The organism is Nostoc sp. DedVER02, from assembly GCF_034530675.2.
In the GTDB taxonomy this organism is placed as follows: Bacteria; Cyanobacteriota; Cyanobacteriia; order Cyanobacteriales; family Nostocaceae; genus Nostoc.
Genome location: NZ_JAVRCP020000015.1, coordinates 80,848 through 100,134, shown reverse-complemented (window position 1 = coordinate 100,134; position 19,287 = coordinate 80,848). Strand labels below are relative to the sequence as shown.

Sequence of the window (19,287 nt, the reverse complement as noted above, 5' to 3'; positions counted from 1 at the left end):
GTTTTATCTGAACTGTATTGCGCTATAAATCACGACTTTCATTCACAAAATCACGATTTTTATTGATAAAATCACGACTTTCATTCACAAAATCACGATTTTTATTAATAAAATCATGAGTTTCATTAATAAAATCACGGTTTTCATTCACAAAATCATGATTTTTGCGATAAATACTGAGTTACACATTTTATTAGATACTAATTTATGAGGATTTTACTGGACTAAAATACAGCTTTAGTAAGCCAAAATAGCTCTAAAGCAGAATGAAAAGGATACATTGATGCCTCGTCAAAAACGTACATACCGGGTTTTAGAAAAAGCTGAGTTGAGAGCCGCAGGACTCAAAGCAATTGATCCGAGCATGGATTTTGGAGATGCACGCAATTTGCAAAATATGATACAGCTAATTGAGCAGTACCGTACCAAAATAGATGCTTATAATACTGCTTTAGCTGTGATTGACTCTTCTAAAACTCAGATGGATGAATTGGACAAAAGCTTAGGCGATCTAACTGAGAAAATGCTGATTGGAGTTGCTTTTAAATACGGCAAAGATAGCAGTGAATATGAAATGGCGGGTGGTGTTCGTAAAAGCGATCGCATTCGCAAAAGCAGAGCAACGCGCTTAAAGGGCGCAGACGAATCAAGCAGTGAAAATACTAAAACTGCGTAGCGAGGGATTGGGGATTGGGGATTGGGGATTGCGTGAAAAGTCTTTTTGTATTTAATGTAGATAGACACACAGCACTTCCTGCTGCTATGAGGTACAGATACTTGGAATGCTATTAGTCAAGCTAGTAATTAAAAGTTTGTAGTAAGCACTTTAGTGCTTATAAAATAAGGACTTCAGTCCTTACTACAAACTTTCTTACCCATCAATTTAAACTTGACAGACTATTAACACAGACAAACGATAATTCGAGCAATTAATGTACCTTATAACTTCGGGAAGTGCTGTAATTAAATATAAGATCAAACCTCACCCTCAATCCCTCTCCGATACTTTGGAGAGGGAAGCCGGAGGCAGGGTGGGGTTCTTCGGATTTAGTAAGCAATCAAGCAAACATAATCAGGACTTACGCAATAACTCTCTGAAACTCTTATTACTTCGTGTCTATGCGTCCTTTGCGGTTCGTTTTATCATGATTTTGCGTAAGTCCTAATAATATTACTCTAGTTTTTTCCACGGAAGTTTGACTGTAAATCGACTCCCTTTGCCTAACTGACTTTCGGCGTGGACAGTACCACCGTGTAACTCAACAATTTTTTGCACCATTACTAATCCTAAACCAGTACCCGCAGAACGACGGGTAGAGGCATTTTCAACTTGGATAAAAGGTTGAAATAATTTAAACAGGTCATCGGAAAGCATACCAATACCTGTATCTACCACGCTAAAAAAGATATATTCGTTTGTGGAATTTGGCTGGACTTCAATCCAAACTTTGCCTCCGTCGTGAGTAAATTTGATAGCATTACTCAACAGGTTGATAAATACTTGGCGGATACGACGCTCATCAACTTGGATAGGTTCGAGTTCTTCAGGGATTTGTAGACTCAGTTGAATATTTTTCTGTAACGCCAAATTCTTCACGAAACTGAGACTAGAGTCACATAATTCTGGAATCGAAGTTGCAGCTAGTTGCAGTTGGATTTTGCTAGATTCAATGTCGGTAAGCTCAAGGATTTGGTTAATCATTTCTAGTAAATTCTTACCGCTAGATTTGAGGGTATTTAAGAACTGGCGCTGTTCTGCGGTTACAGTACCGTAGACTTCATTTTGGAGTGCTTCTGCAATCTCAAAAATAGAACTTAAGGGAGTCCTTAGTTCCTGGCTCATATTTACTAAAAAGGTCTTTTTGGCACGATTTGCAACTTCGGCAGCTTCTTGAGCCTCACGTAGGGCGGATTCTGCACTTTTGCGATCGCACACTTCTATACTCAGGGCGACAAATTCAGCGATTGAACTAACGAAGTTTTGCTCGCTCAGTTCCCATATCCGAGGAATATCAATCTGTTCGTACAATACCGTTCCCACCACTTCGCCCCCAACCCAAATGGAGGTATTAATTAGGGATACAATATTCTTCGGTTCTAGCTGTTCATCCCATAATTCTTGTATCCGTAAATCGGTGCGAGTATCGTTAACGGCGATGATGCGGGCAGATGTCAGAGATTTAAAATAGATGGGATAATCTGCGCGATTGCGTTCTACACCCGCCGAATGCTTCTGATTGCTACGTTCGTAGAGATTTATACATTGTAGTTTGGTGCGATCGCTATTAAATAACCACACACTTACTCGTTCTACCTCTAAAGCATTCGCGGCTTTTTCGGTAATAACTTTGAATGCTGTTTCCAGATTTCCTTCTGAAATTGCTTTATGATTTGCCAGTTCTGCCAACGCTCGATTATGCTGTTCTAGTTTTCGCTCGCTGTTGGTATGTACTTGAATCTCTTGCTGTAATTCTTGAGTTCGCTGTTTAACCTGCAATTCTAACTCTTCATTTTTAGTAATCTGTGCAGTAAAGGTTTTACGTAAATGCTGCATCATCTCGTTGAAAGATTCACCCAGCACCTCTACTTCTTTAATGCCTTGTACCGCCACCGATTCAACCTTGGTAAAATCAGCTAAATCTTTTGTCGCCGTGCTGAAATAGAGAATTGGCACAGTTATCCAACGGGCGGCGATAATTCCTAATAAAGTAGCTAATCCTAATGCTCCCAGACAGAGAAAAATTGTAGTTTGAGTGTTGCGATCGATTTGTCCCATAAAGTCTGCTTCTGGGACAGCTACTACAATCAACCAGTTGACATTTGGTTCGCCCTGTAACGGTCTAATTTCTAAAAATTGTCGTTTACCGTCAAAAGAGAAATCTAGTTGCTGTAAACTCTGAATTTGGTCAAAGTTACTAAATTTAGTTTCTAAATATTTAGCGCTGGCTTGAGTCAAAGCATTCCCACTTTGGGAAGCTGCCAACCGAATCGGTTTACCATTTTGGAGACGGAATGGTTCTTCCGTCGTGGAACTTGCGACTAATAGCCCCGATCGCTCGATAATAAAAACTTGTCCAGACTTGCCAATTTTAATATTTTGCAGCAAATTCCCAATTTGTGATACATGAGTTAGAGTGCTGTTGACACCGAGTAACTCACCTTGGGAGTTATATATAGGTTGAGATGCACTAATTAGCAGCGTTGGTTCGGTGATAGATGTAAAAATCTGACTAAAGCTGAATTTTTTAGCGGTAACTGCTGCTTGATAACTAGGACGCGATCGCGCATCATAGTTTTTGATGACTTCTGGTAGCTGGGTACGTTGACCAAGAGAGTCAATTTTGTAGGTGTAGAGGTCGTAACCAGTTGACTTATCGGCTTTTCTGAGTAAGTATTGGCGATCGTTGAGCTTTTCTACCCCTAAATGTTCTTGCTGTTCGTTACTTGTCGTTAAAACAACAGCATCAGGAAAAATCTCTAACTGCTTGATTAAATATGACTCCCAAGTTGCCAGATTTTCCATCTTCAGCAACCCGATGTCAATGATATTTTGATTACCGCGCAATACTTGATACGGAGTTGAGAGATAAGCCTGTAAATTTTGCTCAACTCGATTAGCGACTTCATAACGCAACTCGCTAGCTACCTCATTGACAGCCTTTTGCCCATTGCGGATTGATAAGTATGCAGTCAATCCCACAGCTAGGAAGATTTGCAGCACAAACAACGCTACGAGAATGCGACGTAGGGGTACACCTTTAAATAGCGGAAAAACACCATTGTTACCAATATTTTTGTTCATAAGCCCACTCTCCCTTCCTATCGTGTAGTAGTGAGTACAACACCTCGACTTCTCTGGCCTGCGGGCTTATGCATAGTTTGTACTCGGTCAGATCAAGTGCCAATATACCACTTCTGGTAAAAGAACAAAACGTTAACCTGTGATTTTTACTGCAATGTGAATTTCATCGAATGAACATTTCCAGCCTAACCGAGAGCTTGTCTGAAAAGTGTTTAGCTGTGATTTATAAGCATTCATGGATTCATCCTAATACCCTTTAAAAAGACTGGCCATTACCCAGATTTTTATAGAGAAACTTGAACTTTTGTTCAAGATAGGGAGAGGTTTTTTTACAGACAGGCTGCTGCTGCATTGATTTTTTCGCAGATATCTACCCAAGCTTTATCTCGTTTTCCTGCCCCAATGGTGTTTAATGGGCGATCGGGAACGTGTGTTGCTTGATATCGTTCAATTGCTGTTACTTTGTAGTTGCTAGCACGCAAAGGTATCCAGAGAATTTTGACTCCCTCGGCTTTCGCTGCTTCTAACAGAGGTGGTAACTCATTTTGACTAATAAAGTTTGAGGCTAGGAAGTCTGGACTTACCAGCAATACTGCTACTTTTGCAGCTGCTAAAGCCACTTGAATTTCATTCCGCCATATAGCACCAGGCTTGATTTGGGTATCATCCCAAAGGTTGAGATTTTGTTCTCTAATTAATGGTTCTAGATGAATTTTGAGGTCATCAAACCACTTTTTATCTTTGTGACTATAGCTAATGAAAACTTGATTTCTCGTTACAGGTTCAGACATAGGTATTTCCAAATTTGGTGAAGTCGGTAAAACATCGTCAATCAGTCTGCGGACATCTACCATCCGAAAAGTTTTCTGACACTGGATTTGGTCATTACGCGCCTCCAGAGAGTTATACAATATGTATCGCTCATAAAAATGAGGAGTTTGACTATCCTTACACTTTTCACAGTTGCAGGGAACAAGTGTTTTGTATTTCAGGCGTTCGTAAGACTTATGGATTTTGTCCAGTTCATGAATAATACGTATTAGCAGGTCTTTCTTGCGGTTTCCTGCTACGCGAACTTTAATTTCTCGTTGATTGTAGTTTTCAATCACTTCCGCGCGGGTTTGGTCTTCACTGAGAACAACGCCTGTTTTCCAAACGAGGATTTGTTGTTCAATTAATGAATGCATTTCGACAATAAAACGAGTAATAATACCTTTTGGCATGAAATCGTATGTGTAGCGCAGAATCAGATTGTTAGATTCATCCCAATTGAAATCAGGCTGATTGCTAGAGAGTAATTGAGGTGCAATATAAGTACCCGGACGGCTAGGAATTTCGTAACAAAGTTTAAATTTTATCATTAGCTGCAACAGTTCTGGTCGCATATCTGCATATTTATCTTCAAGCCAAATGTTTTTTAAATCATTACGGTCAAATTTACCTGATTTTTCAATCACTTGTGGATTATCTAACACTTTGTAAACCGCATCTGTTCCCCAAGTTGGCTTGAGAATTACAGTTTTTCTTAGCAAGTCATCGTCTTGAAAGTGTAGGCATACACCTAAATCGTGCAGATAGCCACTAAGTTGAAGTTTATCCTCTTGTTTAGTAAAACCATGTTGCTGACAAATGTTAAAATATTCTTCCAAACTAATACATTCATGAAGGTTGTGTTCTAAAGCTTCCCGCACTTTAACCCAGGTTTTAGGGAGTTCTATACCTACATGAGGTAAGTTACTAATAAAGTGCTGAACTTTATCCAATATTTCTGGTATTCCGCGATTAGTGGCAAAGTTTGTAGAAAGTGTTTCTTTAAAATTGATGAATTCCTTTCGTAAATCTTTCTCATTTATTTCCCGTTTGCGCTCATGCTTTTCATTTTTGATAATGAGTAAAGGACTATCATCGCTCAACAATTTCACCACATTTAGCCAGTAGTAAAAATCTGTATCTTCTTTGCGAGTATCAGCAACTACGGCATAAAGAGAGCGTTTGGTGAGAAAAAATTGGTGGGTAGCATGGTAAATCTCTTGACCACCAAAGTCCCAAATGTTGACCTGAAATTCTTTGTGATTGTCAAGCAAGAATTTCCATTGAATAACATCAATGCCTTGGGTGGAAATTTCATCTTGCTGTAAAGTATATTTCTGATCTTGAATTTTTTTGGCTAGCGTAGTTTTACCTGCACCACTTTCTCCCACAATCAGTAATTTGGCTTCGTAGAGGCGATCGGTTTCTTGTTCTAGTTGTTGTCTGTAGAAGTTCAGAATTTCTGCAAACCTTTTTGTTCGGATTTCTGGTGGAAGTGTTTCTAAGGTATTGCTGGATAACTCAAAGACGCTGAGGTTGCTGAGTTTACCAATTTCTGCTGGCAGCATGGTCAGTTGATTATTGCTGAGGTTAAGTTTGCAAAGATTGGTGAGTTTACCAATTTCTGCTGGCAGCATGGTCAGTTTATTCAAGTTTAGGTAAAGCTGATACAGGTTAGTGAGTTGACCAATTTCTGCTGGCAGTATGGTCAGTTGATTATTGCTGAGGTTAAGTTTGCAAAGATTAGAGAGTTGACCAATCTCTGCTGGCAACGTTGTCAGTTGATTCGAGTTTAGGTAAAGCTGATACAGATTAGTGAGTTGACCAATTTCTGCTGGCAGCATGGTCAGTTGATTGGAATTGAGGTCAAGCTGATAAAGATTGGAGAGTTGACCTATCTCTGCTGGCAACGTTATCAATTGATTCGAGTTTAGGTAAAGTTCCCTTAGATTAGAGAGTTGACCAATTCCTGTAGGCAACGTTATCAGTTGATTTGAGTTTAGGTAAAGCTCTCTAAGGTTAGAGAGTTGACCTAACTCTGCGGGCAAGGTTATGAGTTGATTGAACTGAAGGTTAAGTTGGCTGAGATTAGAGAGTTGACCTATCTCTGCGGGCAGCGTTATCAGTTGATTGAATTGGAGGTAAAGTTCTCTAAGGTTGGAGAGTTTACCTATCTCTGCTGGCAGCATCGTCAGTTGATTCGAGTTTAGGTAAAGTTCTCTAAGGTTGGAAAGTTGACCTATCTCTGTTGGTAGAATTGTCAGTTGATTTGAATTGAGATCGAGCTTCCTAAGATTGCAAAATTGACTAATCTCTACTGGCAGCATTATTCGTGGGTTGGAATTGAGGTCAAGCTCCGTAAGGTTGGAGAGTTGACCTATCTCTGCTGGTAGAGTCTTTAGTAGTCGATTCAATCCGAGGTTAAGGACATTAAGGTTTGAGAGTTGACCTATCTGTTGTGGTAGGGTTTCTAATTGATTGGAGTTGAGGTAAAGCTCTCTAAGATTTGAGAGTTTACCTATCTCTTGTGGTAGGGTCTTCAGTTGATTAGAGTTGAGGTAAAGCTCCCTAAGATTTGAAAGTTTACCTATCTCTTGTGGTATGATCTTCAGTTGATTAGAACTCAGGTAAAGCTCCCTAAGATTTGAGAGTTTGCCTATCTCTTGTGGTATGATCTTCAGTTGATTGGAACTGAGATCAAGCACAGTGAGGTTAGAAAGTTGACCAATTTCTACTGGCAGTATTGTAAGTAGATTTGACTGAAGGTAAAGCTGACTAAGGTTGGAGAGTTGACCTATCTCTGGTGGCAGCTTTATTAAACCTTTGTCAGAAAGGTCTAATATTGTCGCTTTGTCTCTGGCAGCTTCTTCAAGAATTTGCAGAAGTTCTTCGTTGGTCATAGGTAGAGTTTTCACCAAGGCTATCTATGTCTCTGACTTGCCATTGTGCGTTTTGGCAGCAGAGAGATTGAGCTAATTAATTACTAATTTAGCGTGTATCAAGACTTGCATTGACGGACTTTGCGCTTCTAAGCTCAAGCTCAAAACCTCACCATTCCACCTCTGAACACAAACTGTCCAGCAAAAAAGGTTAGGCGTAGCCCCCCGTAGACATTGCTCCATCTTTGAACACCAACTGTAATAATTTATAAACTTTCCTATTTTCTCTCTTGGCGCACTTGGCGGCTTCTCTTCGAGACGCTGCGCGATGGCGGTTCGATAATCATAATTTGCTTCAAGATAATAAGTGCGATCGCAGCAAAATATCTAACTTTTTGTATTTGATTTTAAGATTGTTGTGTGATCCTATGTAACTTAATGGCTATAGCTTTCTATATTGCCCAGCTTCTATCCCAAATTCCTATGTATAAATATGCCAGAAACTAACTCAACACCTCATACATATACAAATACATCAACCAAAGCTGATACTTTACCTGCCTCTTCTACCTCTCAAGAAATCTACGATGTTGTAGTGGTTGGTGCTGGGCCTGTTGGGTTAGCAACTGCCATTGGCTTACGTAAACGTGGAATTGAAAATATCCTTGTCATCGATCAAACTCGCGCCTTTCGTCAAATTGGGCAAACATTAGATCTTCTCCCCAATGGATTAAAAGCTCTCAAACATTTAGATCCTAACGCTTACGAAGAAGTTAAAAAAACTGGACTTGGTTTATTGAATCCCAAACAGTCTAATGACCAAGAAACTGTCGAACCTACTGAAGAGAATCAACCTCCAAAGACTTCACCCCAATGGATTTAGAGCTGATTTGTAAAGTAAATATTAAGCCGCCAATCGCCTAACCATGAGACGAAGCAAAGAACCATAAATCATAGCTTCACTGACTTCGGAATAGACCTCATAATCTTTACTCAACCGTCGAAATCGATTCAACCATCCAAAAGTGCGCTCCACAATCCATCGCTTAGGCAATTGCTCAAAAGTGTCGGTGGTTCGTGCAATCACTTCCACTCGCACCTGCTCGCCACAGACTTGCTTGACAGCATTGGCAAAATTCTTACCAGAATAGCCTTGGTCTACCCAGATCACTTCTAATTGGGATAATTTCTCCTTTGCTTCATCAAGTACCACCACTGCTCCTAATCGTTCTGAGGCATTAGCTTCGGTCACGAAAGCTCCAAGTAACAATCCTTGAGAGTCTACGACGATATGGCGTTTACGCCCTTTAACTTTCTTACCACCATCGAAACCGTAGACCTCCCCTTTTTTTCCGTTGTCTTGACGGATTGAGAATCCGCGATCGCCACGGTGGAATGCTCCTCCTTACCTAATTCTGTTCGTAGTTGTTGGCGAACTTGGTCGTGCAATTGTTGCCAGATGCCTTTACGTTGCCACTTCTGAAAGTACCCATACACCGTCGTATATGGCGGCAGATCGTGGGGTAGCATTTCCCATTGGCATCCGGTTCGTTGTACATAAAATATGGCATTGAGAATTTCCCGAAAATCGACTTCCACTGGATGACCAAATCCTTTTGGTGCAGGTATGAGCGGTTTCAATACCTCCCACTCACCATCACTGAGGTCGCTGGGGTAAGGTTTTCTTTGGGGATTGGCAATCTCTGGCAGGCGAGTCATTTTTAGTACAACCATGCAACTCGATCTAGCTTAAAATCCACTCCCACTCATCCACAGTCTTTTTAGATTTTCTTTACGAATCAGCTCTTACAAAAACTTAAAAGGACAAATAATTAGGTCAACTTCGCTGAGTTTCGATGACTGGTTTAAAGATTATGGTGAGGGACGAGTATCAATTTCTTGGTACAATTTGCAGACAACTCTCAGACAGCTACTTCCAGAAGACCGAGTTAAAGCTAATCACCGTTGTATTAATGTTGTAAATGAGCCGGAAAAAAGTTGTGTCCGCATAGATTGTGTAAGTGATACCCAAATAGAAAGCAACCCCTATGCCTATTGGACAGATGGGCAGAAACATAAAGATTCGCAGCCCCAAGATTCAGATATTCTCCCCCAAGAATTAGCAACAAAATCTATTAGAGCTAAACTAATTGTTGCAGCAGACGGAATTAATTCTACAGTTCGTAAGCTGCTTTACACAGATACTCAACATCATGATTTTGCCCGACCTGAATATTCTGGATTTGCAGCTATATTGTGTAGAGAAATAGCTGAAGTACCAAAGGAACTATGGACAAAACTAAAAGAAGATTTCTTTCAAGAATCACCACTTGTAACAATTACTAATGATGAAATATCTGGCAATTCTGTTTGTATAAATAACATCAGGATAATTTTATATTACAGACCAACTGGTGAGCTAGGGTACATAATACATCTTGCTTTGCCTTTAGCCTCGTTGCAAGAAAAGTCAGAAAGTTCTTTAATTGACTTAGCTTTGCAAGAGTTAGAAAAAGCAGGTTTTCCTGATACGCTCAAGCAATTAGTAAGTCTGTCTCCTCCTGCTAAAATGCAGCAGCGTCCATACTATATCCACCCCGCGAGCATTTCAAATTCTTTACAAGTTTCTAACCCAACTGACCTCAATATAGAAGCGAATCCTAGCACAAATCCACCAGCTTGGAGTCTAGGGCGAATCGTCTTAGTTGGCGATGCCGCACATGGAATGCCACCCTTCATGGCTCAAGGAGCTAATCAAGGATTGGAAGATGCACTAGTAGTTACAACACTCATCGCTAAAATTGCTGAGGAGAATAACTGGGATAATCTGCAAACTATAGCCAAAGCCTTCGAGAAATACGAACATCTTCGTCGCCCATTGATAGCATACGTCCAAGAGGCAACATTACAGCGATCGCCCCACTCATCAGATAAAGAGTGGCAAAAGTTTACTCAACAGATGTATCACCGCAATTTCGACCAAATAATAGAAGCCTTGTAGTTAACCGTCAGTGAAAAATTTTGATTACAATGCAGATGTCCACTAGGCGGCGTGCTGTCTATCCACGTAAATCCAGAAGATAATCGATGAGTAATCAACTACAAGACTACAATCCTAGCGGCGTAGGTGAAATAAATGGCAACCTTTTAGGTTTGCCTTGCGATTATGAATCTGCAAACCTGATTGTCTTTGGTGTGCCGTGGGAAGTCACTGTTTCTTATGGTGCGGGCACTGCTAACGGCCCCCAACGAGTTCTCGATGCTTCGACTCAACTAGATTTATTCGATTTCGATAACCCTAATGGTTGGAAGCAGGGAATTTTCATGGTGGAAATTCCCCAAGATATTTTAGAGAAGAATACATACTACCGCGCCTTAGCAGCAAAAATTATTGAGCGATTAGCTCAAGGTAAAGAACTCTCAGATGTACCAGATTTAACACCTGTCCTCACAGAAATTAATCAGGCTGGGCAACTTGTAAATCAATGGCTGTTTGAAAATTGCCAAGAAGCAATTAACAAGGGTAAGCAAGTCGCAGTTATTGGAGGAGATCACAGTTCGCCGTTAGGTTATTTCCAAGCATTAGCGGCTAACTACGCCAACTATGGCATTTTGCACATTGATGCCCACGCAGATTTACGCAATGCTTATGAGGGATTTGAGTTTTCCCATGCGTCGATTATGTTTAATGCAATGAAAATACCGCAAATTTCCAAGCTAGTGCAAGTGGGTTTGCGTGATATTAGTCATGATGAAGTGGAAATGATAGACCAATCTGAGAGTCGTATTATTGCATATTACGACTCAGCCATTAAACAAAAGCTCTACTCTGGAACAACTTGGCTTGATTTATGCCGAGAAATTATCAGTCATTTACCTGAGTATGTTTACATTAGCTTTGATGTCGATGGTTTAGATCCCAAACTTTGTCCGAGTACAGGTACTCCTGTTCCAGGTGGGTTGGAATTAGAGCAAACATTTTGTCTGTTTCGGGAATTAGTCAAGAGTGGTAGAAAAATTATTGGCTTTGATATTTGTGAAGTTGGTGATGCCGAGTGGGATGGTAATGTTGGAGCGCGGGTAGTATATAAGCTGGCAAATTTGATGGATTTGTCAAAGCAGAATTTGTAATTGGAATACGAATTTTTGAGTTAAAACCCTTAAATTTAGTTGATTACAAGAGTTGCCCAAGATTAAATTCTAACCTTGCACAGTACCTCTGGGACAAATATTATTTTTAGCTCTTTGGTATACTTCACCGAAGGGCTTTCACTATTTCACAAATCTCTGTTCCTTTGCGTCCTTTGTAGTAGCCTGCGGTAAGCCGTTCGCGTAGCGTCTCGTAGAGAAGCGTCTACGTTAAAAAAGTTGACTTTGACAAAGAGTTTTAGCCTTAAGATAGGGAACAGTTTACAGATTACAAGTTACAGGAAAAAACTTGTGTAATTAATTCTGTCTGATTACTTAGTTAAACGCTCACCAATGTCAGATAGGGTACAATATATAACTCAGTCTTCAGAAGTATTGACATCTTCACTTTTTAAAGTATTCATCTTGCATATTCTGAAAGAAAGTTATAAATTATTATTTAGGGGAATAATCTGACATCTTAGTGTCAAAAACTAATCCTGCTCAAGTAAATATACTCCACTAGTTTTAACTTCATGCAAACCCTAAACAGCACTGAAGATATGTTTTTATTTGGTAAAGCCAAGATTCCGGGCATGAAACGGAACAGTAAATAATCTAAAAATATATCTTGGATGACTTTTTTGAGGAATCATGTTACTGCTTGCGGTGAAGAACAAGAGCTATAACTCACCAAAAGAATGAAGAAAGGGAAAGGGGGAAAGGGGAAAGGGTAAAGGGTAAAGGGAACCAGTGACTTAAAAGCAGGGGTTTCAAATATGGACACTGATTTTTATTGCACTACGTGTCTGAAAAATCTTCTTTTAATATTTTCCATATTTAAAAAGACTTGCTCTATACCGTGTGGGAAAAGTTTTACTCTTTTTTTCCTTTACCCCTTCCCCTTTTCCCCTTTTCGGTAATTGATTATAAACCAATTAACAATCAGTAAAGCTGCTAAATGTCAGCATATTTATTCATTGTTGATTGAGTAATTTTCCTCAAAATTATATTTGCTATTCAAAGAATCGTTTTTGTTATGCTGAGAATAGCAAAAAGAAGAAATCAAGACGCATCTACCACAAATTCACAACCTAGATGGAGCTATTCTAGCGATGCACCCCAACGAATTGGAAACTACTGAAAATTTGAAAGAAGTGGAAGAAGCGTGGCGAATACTAGAAAAATCAATTCTTTATTATCAAGGTCGCCCTGTTGGTACGGTAGCCGCTTATGATTCGTCTGTAGAGGCGCTCAATTATGACCAGTGCTTTGTTCGGGATTTTGTTTCTTCTGCTCTAATTTTTCTGATTAAAGGTAGAACAGATATTGTTCGTAATTTCTTAGAAGAAACCTTAAAGTTACAACCTAAAGAAAGGGCATTAGATGCCTATAAGCCAGGAAGAGGATTAATACCAGCTAGCTTCAAAGTTGTATCAGAAAATGGACAAGAATATTTAGAAGCGGACTTTGGCGAACATGCGATCGCTAGAGTTACACCTGTTGATTCTTGTTTATGGTGGATTATTTTGTTGCGTGCTTATGTAGTCGCCACAGAAGACTTTTCTCTGGCTTATGAACCTGAATTCCAAAATGGTATCAGGTTAATCATGGAAATCTGCTTGGCGAATCGTTTTGATATGTACCCAACGCTGTTGGTTCCAGATGGTGCTTGTATGATTGACCGTCGTATGGGCATTTATGGCCATCCTTTAGAACTGCAAGTTCTCTTTTACACGGCATTGCGTGCATCACGTGAACTGCTAATTTGTCAAGGAAATTCTGATGTTGTTGCAGCCATTGATAACAGGTTGCCTCTTTTATGTGCCCATATTCGCCAGCATTATTGGATAGATATTAATCGCCTGAATGAAATTTATCGCTTCAAAAGTGAAGAATATGGTAAAGGCGCTGTGAATTTGTTCAATATATATGTAGACTCTGTTCCTTATTATGAATTAGATAAGTGGCTACCCAAAAAAGGGGGTTATTTAGCCGGTAATGTTGGCCCTTCGCAGCTAGACACTCGCTTCTTTTCACTCGGCAACTTAATGGCGATTATTTCAGATTTAGCCACCGAAGAACAGTCACAAGCGATTATGACTCTCATTGAGAAACGATGGGATAATTTGGTGGGAGATATGCCGATGAAAATTTGTTTCCCAGCTTTGGAACATGAAGAATACAGAATTGTAACTGGATGTGACCCCAAAAATATCCCCTGGTCGTATCATAATGCTGGTAGTTGGCCAGTTTTAATGTGGATGTTGGCAGCTGCGGCTGTAAAAACTAACAACATAAGTCTTGCACAAAAGGCTATTGAAACTGCCCAAGGACGGCTCAGTACAGATCAATGGCCAGAATATTACGACGGTAAGAAAGGGCGACTAATTGGGAAACAAGCTAGAAAATATCAAACTTGGACAATTACTGGATTCTTATTGGCAAAAGAACTAATGGCAAATCCTACTTATTTACCATTAATCAGCTTTGGTAAATTACCAGCAGAACAGGTTTCTAGAGCATGTGAGTTTGAAATTGCCAGTGTAGATCCATATATGCAATAATTCGTAATTCATAATTAGTAATTCGTAATTAAAAGACAGTTCCAGACAGAAATATAGACCCGAATAAAAGCAAGACCACCTATAAACAAGGGGGAATTCAACTCGACAATTACGAATTACGAATTACGAATTACGAATTAGTAAAGAGTTGGGAGTTAGAATACAAAAGCCTCCTGACTCCTGATTCATGTTTCCATGACAAACCCCCGTCAACTAGCTTTTATCGCCCTGCGAGATGTTCATAAGGGGGCTTATGCTGATTTTGCCCTAGATAGAGTGCTGCAAAAAGTTAATTTGCCCGATCGCGATCGCCGTTTGGTGACAGAATTGGTTTATGGGAGTGTCAGAAGGCAGCGCACTCTTGATACTCTCATCGATCAATTTGCCAAAAAGAAATCTCACCAACAACCCCTAGACCTCCGCACCATTTTACATCTAGGTTTCTACCAGCTGCGCTATCAAGAGCGTATTCCCACCTCAGCTGCTGTTAATACCACCGTCCAACTCGCCAAAGAAAACGGTTTTTCTGGACTCACAGGTTTTGTTAACGGTCTATTACGCCAGTATCTCAGAAAAGCAGAGGGGCAGGGGGGCAGAGGGGCAGAGGAGCAGGGGGGCAGGGGGGCAGAGGAGAAAGATTCTTTGTTACTCCCCCAATCCCCAATCCTCAGCCCCCAATCCCCAATCCCCAATCCCGATCCATTACAACTTCCAGAAAATCCAGTGGAACGCTTGGGTATTTTACACAGCTTTCCTGACTGGATTATTCAAGTCTGGTTAGAACAACTGGATTTTGAAGAGACAGAACAACTGTGTGAATGGATGAACCAATCACCAACAATTGATTTGCGTATCAACCCACTTCGCACTTCCATCAAGGAAGTTGAGACGGCTTTGCAATCTGTTGGCATTTTGGTGAGACGGATTCCTCATTTACCCCAAGCTTTACGATTTATTGGTAATACTGGGTCAATTCAAAAACTACCTGGTTTTCAAGAAGGTTGGTGGACTGTACAAGATAGTAGCGCCCAATTGGTAAGTCATTTGCTCGACCCCCAACCAGGTGAGGTGATAATTGATGTCTGTGCTGCCCCAGGCGGTAAAACAACCCACATTGCTGAGTTGATGGCAGATAACGGGAAAATTTGGGCTTGCGATCGCACTTCTTCTCGTCTTCGTAAACTCCAAGAAAATTCTCAACGTCTAAATTTACAATCTATTCAAATTTACACTGGCGACAGCCGTCATTTCAACCAATTTCAAAACACCGCAGACCGAGTATTATTAGATGCTCCATGTTCTGGATTAGGAACCATGCACCGTCATGCAGATGCGCGTTGGCGACAGACACCAGAATCTGTCCGAGAACTTTCGGTACTGCAAAAAGAATTGCTTACACATACATCAACTTTTGTCAAAGCTGGGGGTGTACTAGTTTATGCCACTTGTACATTGCATCCAGCAGAAAACGAAGAAGTGATTTCGGCATTTTTAGCTGAGTCACCTGATTGGCAAATTGATTTTCCAAGAGGTGTTGAGTTGCCTGTTTCTGCCTATAGTATGCCTCAAGGTTGGTTTAAAATCTGGCCCCATAGACAGGACATGGATGGCTTTTTTATGGTTCGCTTAAGAAAAACCAATAATTCCGAGTGAATACTGTTTAGGATTGTACGATTTGGTGGAGGTCTTAATCTACCAGAGGAGGCAGCAATGGTTAGCCCTTCCAATGTGAAAAACTTAGTTAAAATCCTGATTGGAGCCGCTTGGATTGATGGCAGAATCCAGCCAGAAGAACGGCAATATCTCCGCGAAATAGCTCAAGCAAAAGGTTTAGCTAACGATCCAGAAATTAAACCTTGGCTATACGAATTAGTTCCTGTACAGCCAAAAGAATGCTATGACTGGGTACGTGAGTATTTAGGCGATCGCCCCAGTCTCGAAGATTGTGAAAATCTGATTGAAGCCATCAGTGGCTTAATTTACAGCGATGGCGAAGTTGCCGTCGAAGAAGCTAGACTCTTGACGGAATTGCAGGATATAGCGAAGCCAAATGATTCAACTCAATCGACTCAGGTTAAACTTCTCAAACAAATTCAAAAGCTTTACCGTCGTTGGGTTGACGTACAAAACTAATCATAGTCAAAAGCCTATAGTTAATAACTAATGACTAATGACTAATGACTAATGACTAAATTATGACTTCGGATCACCCAGACCCGGAGTTTCTTCTTTATCAACTTTAGGCACAAAATCAGGACGCTCTTTGCTTTCCCAACCTGCGGGGCGTTTAGAGTTGTACCAAGCTATTGAACCAATGGTTACAGCAGCAATAAAACCAACGACATACACCAAGGTGAAAGCAAAAGGAAACTGCCCGCCACCTGTTGCGACTGAATCTGCTGCCTGCATCAATATATGCATGAGTATATTCTCCAATGTTAAGTAACACTACTTGACACACTATAGAATGAGCGTATCACTTAACATCCTCCCGTAGTTTAGTTTGAGCAACTTCATATTGCATAGAAATGGGGAGGGGAAGGGGGAAGGGGGCAGGGGGCAGGGAGCAGGGGGAAGAAAAACTATTGATATTAGCCAATTCCCAATTCCCAATTCCCAATTCCCAATTCCCAATTCCCAATTCCCAATTCCCAATTCCCAATTCCCGATTTCCAATTCCCACTAATCATTAATTAGAAGGTCTAAGTCTCTCGCGCCAGGATGGTTGTGGTGATGAAGAACCTGAAGAACCTGAACTATTGTCACCAGAGAAAGATCGCCGACTTCTTCGAGGTGGGGGAGAATCTGATTCTACTCTTCTAGAACGCCGCCGGGGAGTAGATGATTCTGAGGAAGAGTTACTGGAAGTTGATTCTTGGCTGCGTAGGCGTAGCCCGCCGTAGGCATCGCGCCTTCTCCGTCTTGGGGTATAATCGCTCGATTGCTGTTCTTCTTGAGAATAGCTCCTTCTCCTCCTCCGTCTCCTAGATGAACCACTATCCTCAGAATTTCTAGCACTTTCTCCTTCTGAATCATCATCAGAGGAAATAGAACGATTCAGCACTTGTTTCGGCTTGATTGCCTGGGCTTTGATCGTCCCTTTGCGACCTTCTAACTTAGGGCGTTTGGGAAACTTTTCTACAGGCATCCCCTCTACGGCTTTTTCCATAAATTCGTGCCAGGTGTAAGCGGCGCTCCCACTGCTGCCATAAGTGGGACGGTTATCATCGTTACCTAACCACACCCCTGTTACCATCTGGGGAATGTAGCCAATAAACCATAAATCGCGGGCTTCGTCGGAGGTACCGGTCTTGCCGGCAACTGGTCTATTACCTAATTGAGCAGCAGCACCAGTCCCCTCTTCTACAACGTTGCGTAGCATCCAAGTCATGATGGCGGCACTGTCAGCGTCAAGGGCCCGTTGAGACTTGAAATTAGCTGACCAAATCACCTTACCTTGGCGGTTGAGGATGCGGGTAATACCATGAGGCTCTGTGTGCAATCCTTGAGTTGCAAAACTACCATAGGCGCTAGTTAATTCTAGCAAATTGACTTCATTTGAGCCGAGAGCCAAAGAATAGGTAGGCTTGAGTTCCGATTTTATCCCCATATCATGGGCAAGTTTAATCGTTGGCGTAAATCCCACATCAATCAATGTCTTCACGGCAATGATATTAACAGAACGGGTGAGAGCATCTCGGATGCTCATTGAACCCCGGAATTTTTCACTATAGTTTTTTGGTTCGTAGCCATCTACGACAAAAGGTGCATCCTCGTAGCTATCGTAAGGGCTTTTACCGCTAGCGATCGCAGTGGCATAGACAAACCCTTTAAATGTCGATCCTGGTTGCCGTTGTGCCTGTGTAACCCGATTAAACTGGTTTTTACCAAAGTCTTTTCCCCCAACCATTGCCTTAATTTCACCGCTACGAGGGTCAATGGCAACCATTGATGCTTGCTTAAAGTTCTCCCAGCGTCCTTGATTTCGTAATGTTTTGGCAACCGCCTCTTCTGCGGCTTTCTGCCAAGCCGGGTTGAGCGTGGTTTCCACTACTAATCCCTCACTTGCCAGCACCTTAGCAGAAACGTACTTCGGTAATTCTTTTTGGATGTAGCTAGTAAAGTAGGGTGATTCTACTTGCATTCGCTTGGGCAAACTGCTTTTTAGGGTTAACTGCTCCTGAAGGGCTGCTTGCCTTTGCTCTGGTGTAATAACTCCATCCTCTTGCATCCGTTGCAATACCAGATTTCTTCGCCGGATTGCCGCTTCGGGATTCTTGTCTGGGGCGTATAAGCTTGGCGCAGGAGCTAATCCAGCAATCGTTGCCATTTCTGCAAGAGTCAGCTGATCTGGCGATTTACTAAAGTATACCCAGGCGGCATCTGCCACACCATAAGCTCCACCTCCCAAATAAACCAGGTTCAGATAACGCTCTAGAATCTGATCTTTGGTTAGTTCATGCTCCATTTTTTGAGCTAGGCGGACTTCCTTGAGTTTGCGCCAGATTGTCTGTTCTTGTTTCAAAAAGAGAATCCGCGTTAGCTGTTGGGTGATGGTGCTACCACCTTCTACCACACCTTGCGATCGCAAATTATTTAAACCCGCTCTCACAATCCCCTGCGGATCAACTCCATTGTGTTGCTGAAATCTTCTATCTTCTGAGGCTATGAAAGCTTTTTTTAAATTATCTGGTATTTGTTCCAGCTTTAGCTGTTCTCTAGTCGCTTCACCTTGTTGTTGTAATATGCTTCCATCAGCAGCTTTAATAGTCAGTGTTTGCTCTCTCAACACAGCGTTTAGCTCGGTCTGATTTGGCAAAGTGCGGTCTATTAGATTGATGCCGTAGATGAAGGCAACTATCCCACCACCTACACCCAAGCCCGCCCAAAACCATAAACGACGATAGAGTGGTTTACCGCCAGTTGCCTGATTGGCCTTCATCCTAGATGGTAAAATTTTCATTTGCTCAGTAACTGCCTCGTCTGCGCCAGATGTGCCGGTGGTAAGCTCTCATTTGTTCCTCCTCATCCAGAGTCACTCAAATTAATTGGTCTTCGCTTGAACCAGGAGGTAAGCTTCCCCACATCAGTTCCTCGCTCA

11 protein-coding genes and 1 pseudogene are annotated in these 19,287 nt (G+C 41.3%); 7 read left to right on the top strand and 5 right to left on the bottom strand.

Features of this window, described 5'->3' with window-relative positions; translation table 11 throughout:
- Nucleotides 1-283: 283 nt before the first annotated feature.
- A complete protein-coding gene (locus RMZ41_RS16855) occupies nucleotides 284-676 on the top strand; it encodes a hypothetical protein (protein ID WP_322642400.1) in 393 nt (130 codons plus the stop codon).
- Nucleotides 677-1,171: 495 nt separating this feature from the next.
- On the opposite strand, the gene RMZ41_RS16850 is transcribed toward RMZ41_RS16855, so the two are convergent.
- Complete coding sequence (locus RMZ41_RS16850) at nucleotides 1,172-3,802, bottom strand: ATP-binding protein (RefSeq protein ID WP_322643592.1); 2,631 nt, start codon at nucleotides 3,800-3,802, stop codon at nucleotides 1,172-1,174.
- A 329-nt stretch (nucleotides 3,803-4,131) separates the two neighbouring features.
- Nucleotides 4,132-7,512 carry a COR domain-containing protein gene (locus RMZ41_RS16845; RefSeq protein ID WP_322643593.1) on the bottom strand — a complete coding sequence of 1,127 codons (3,381 nt, stop codon included), beginning with the start codon at nucleotides 7,510-7,512 and terminating at the stop codon, nucleotides 4,132-4,134.
- 472 nt (nucleotides 7,513-7,984) lie between these two features.
- On the opposite strand from RMZ41_RS16845, the pseudogene RMZ41_RS16840 reads away from it, so the two are divergent.
- A pseudogene (locus RMZ41_RS16840) lies at nucleotides 7,985-8,270 on the top strand (FAD-dependent oxidoreductase); the annotation flags it as partial.
- A 125-nt stretch (nucleotides 8,271-8,395) separates the two neighbouring features.
- On the opposite strand, the gene RMZ41_RS16835 reads toward RMZ41_RS16840, so the two are convergent.
- A protein-coding gene (locus RMZ41_RS16835; RefSeq protein WP_322643667.1) for an IS5 family transposase occupies nucleotides 8,396-9,210 on the bottom strand; the annotation gives its coding sequence in 2 pieces (ribosomal slippage) (nucleotides 8,396-8,844 and nucleotides 8,844-9,210; 816 coding nt in all).
- Between the two features lie 190 nt (nucleotides 9,211-9,400).
- On the opposite strand from RMZ41_RS16835, the gene RMZ41_RS16830 reads away from it, so the two are divergent.
- The 5 genes from RMZ41_RS16830 to RMZ41_RS16810 all read left to right on the top strand — a co-directional run bounded on the left by RMZ41_RS16830 (nucleotide 9,401) and on the right by RMZ41_RS16810 (nucleotide 16,319).
- Complete coding sequence (locus RMZ41_RS16830) at nucleotides 9,401-10,492, top strand: NAD(P)/FAD-dependent oxidoreductase (RefSeq protein ID WP_322643594.1); 1,092 nt, start codon at nucleotides 9,401-9,403, stop codon at nucleotides 10,490-10,492.
- Between the two features lie 86 nt (nucleotides 10,493-10,578).
- Entirely contained in the window at nucleotides 10,579-11,622 is a 1,044-nt protein-coding gene (gene speB, locus RMZ41_RS16825; protein WP_322643595.1) for an agmatinase SpeB, read from the top strand.
- A gap of 1,112 nt (nucleotides 11,623-12,734) precedes the next feature.
- Nucleotides 12,735-14,186, top strand: a complete 1,452-nt coding sequence (locus tag RMZ41_RS16820) for a glycoside hydrolase 100 family protein (RefSeq protein WP_322643596.1) — start codon at nucleotides 12,735-12,737, stop codon at nucleotides 14,184-14,186.
- 195 nt (nucleotides 14,187-14,381) lie between these two features.
- Complete coding sequence (locus RMZ41_RS16815; protein ID WP_322643597.1) at nucleotides 14,382-15,839, top strand: 16S rRNA (cytosine(967)-C(5))-methyltransferase; 1,458 nt, start codon at nucleotides 14,382-14,384, stop codon at nucleotides 15,837-15,839.
- A gap of 57 nt (nucleotides 15,840-15,896) precedes the next feature.
- Entirely contained in the window at nucleotides 15,897-16,319 is a 423-nt protein-coding gene (locus tag RMZ41_RS16810) for a TerB family tellurite resistance protein (RefSeq protein ID WP_322643598.1), read from the top strand.
- Between the two features lie 60 nt (nucleotides 16,320-16,379).
- Here the strand turns inward: RMZ41_RS16810 and psb35 are convergent, their stop codons facing one another.
- The gene (gene psb35 / locus RMZ41_RS16805; protein WP_229495704.1) at nucleotides 16,380-16,607 is read right to left on the bottom strand and encodes a photosystem II assembly protein Psb35; all 228 of its coding nucleotides are present in this window, start codon (nucleotides 16,605-16,607) and stop codon (nucleotides 16,380-16,382) included.
- 268 nt (nucleotides 16,608-16,875) lie between these two features.
- Nucleotides 16,876-19,149, bottom strand: a complete 2,274-nt coding sequence (locus RMZ41_RS16800) for a penicillin-binding protein 1A (RefSeq protein WP_322643599.1) — start codon at nucleotides 19,147-19,149, stop codon at nucleotides 16,876-16,878.
- Nucleotides 19,150-19,287 lie beyond the last annotated feature (138 nt).

Excerpts from the sequence above, each read along its gene's own strand:
- RMZ41_RS16855 (WP_322642400.1), top strand. The coding sequence starts at position 284 with ATGCCTCGTCAAAAACGTACATACCGGGTTTTAGAAAAAGCTGAGTTG.
- RMZ41_RS16850 (WP_322643592.1), bottom strand. The coding sequence starts at position 3,802 with ATGAACAAAAATATTGGTAACAATGGTGTTTTTCCGCTATTTAAAGGT.
- RMZ41_RS16845 (WP_322643593.1), bottom strand. The coding sequence starts at position 7,512 with ATGACCAACGAAGAACTTCTGCAAATTCTTGAAGAAGCTGCCAGAGAC.
- speB (WP_322643595.1), top strand. The coding sequence starts at position 10,579 with ATGAGTAATCAACTACAAGACTACAATCCTAGCGGCGTAGGTGAAATA.
- RMZ41_RS16820 (WP_322643596.1), top strand. The coding sequence starts at position 12,735 with ATGCACCCCAACGAATTGGAAACTACTGAAAATTTGAAAGAAGTGGAA.
- RMZ41_RS16815 (WP_322643597.1), top strand. The coding sequence starts at position 14,382 with ATGACAAACCCCCGTCAACTAGCTTTTATCGCCCTGCGAGATGTTCAT.
- RMZ41_RS16810 (WP_322643598.1), top strand. The coding sequence starts at position 15,897 with ATGGTTAGCCCTTCCAATGTGAAAAACTTAGTTAAAATCCTGATTGGA.
- psb35 (WP_229495704.1), bottom strand. The coding sequence starts at position 16,607 with ATGCATATATTGATGCAGGCAGCAGATTCAGTCGCAACAGGTGGCGGG.
- RMZ41_RS16800 (WP_322643599.1), bottom strand. The coding sequence starts at position 19,149 with ATGAAAATTTTACCATCTAGGATGAAGGCCAATCAGGCAACTGGCGGT.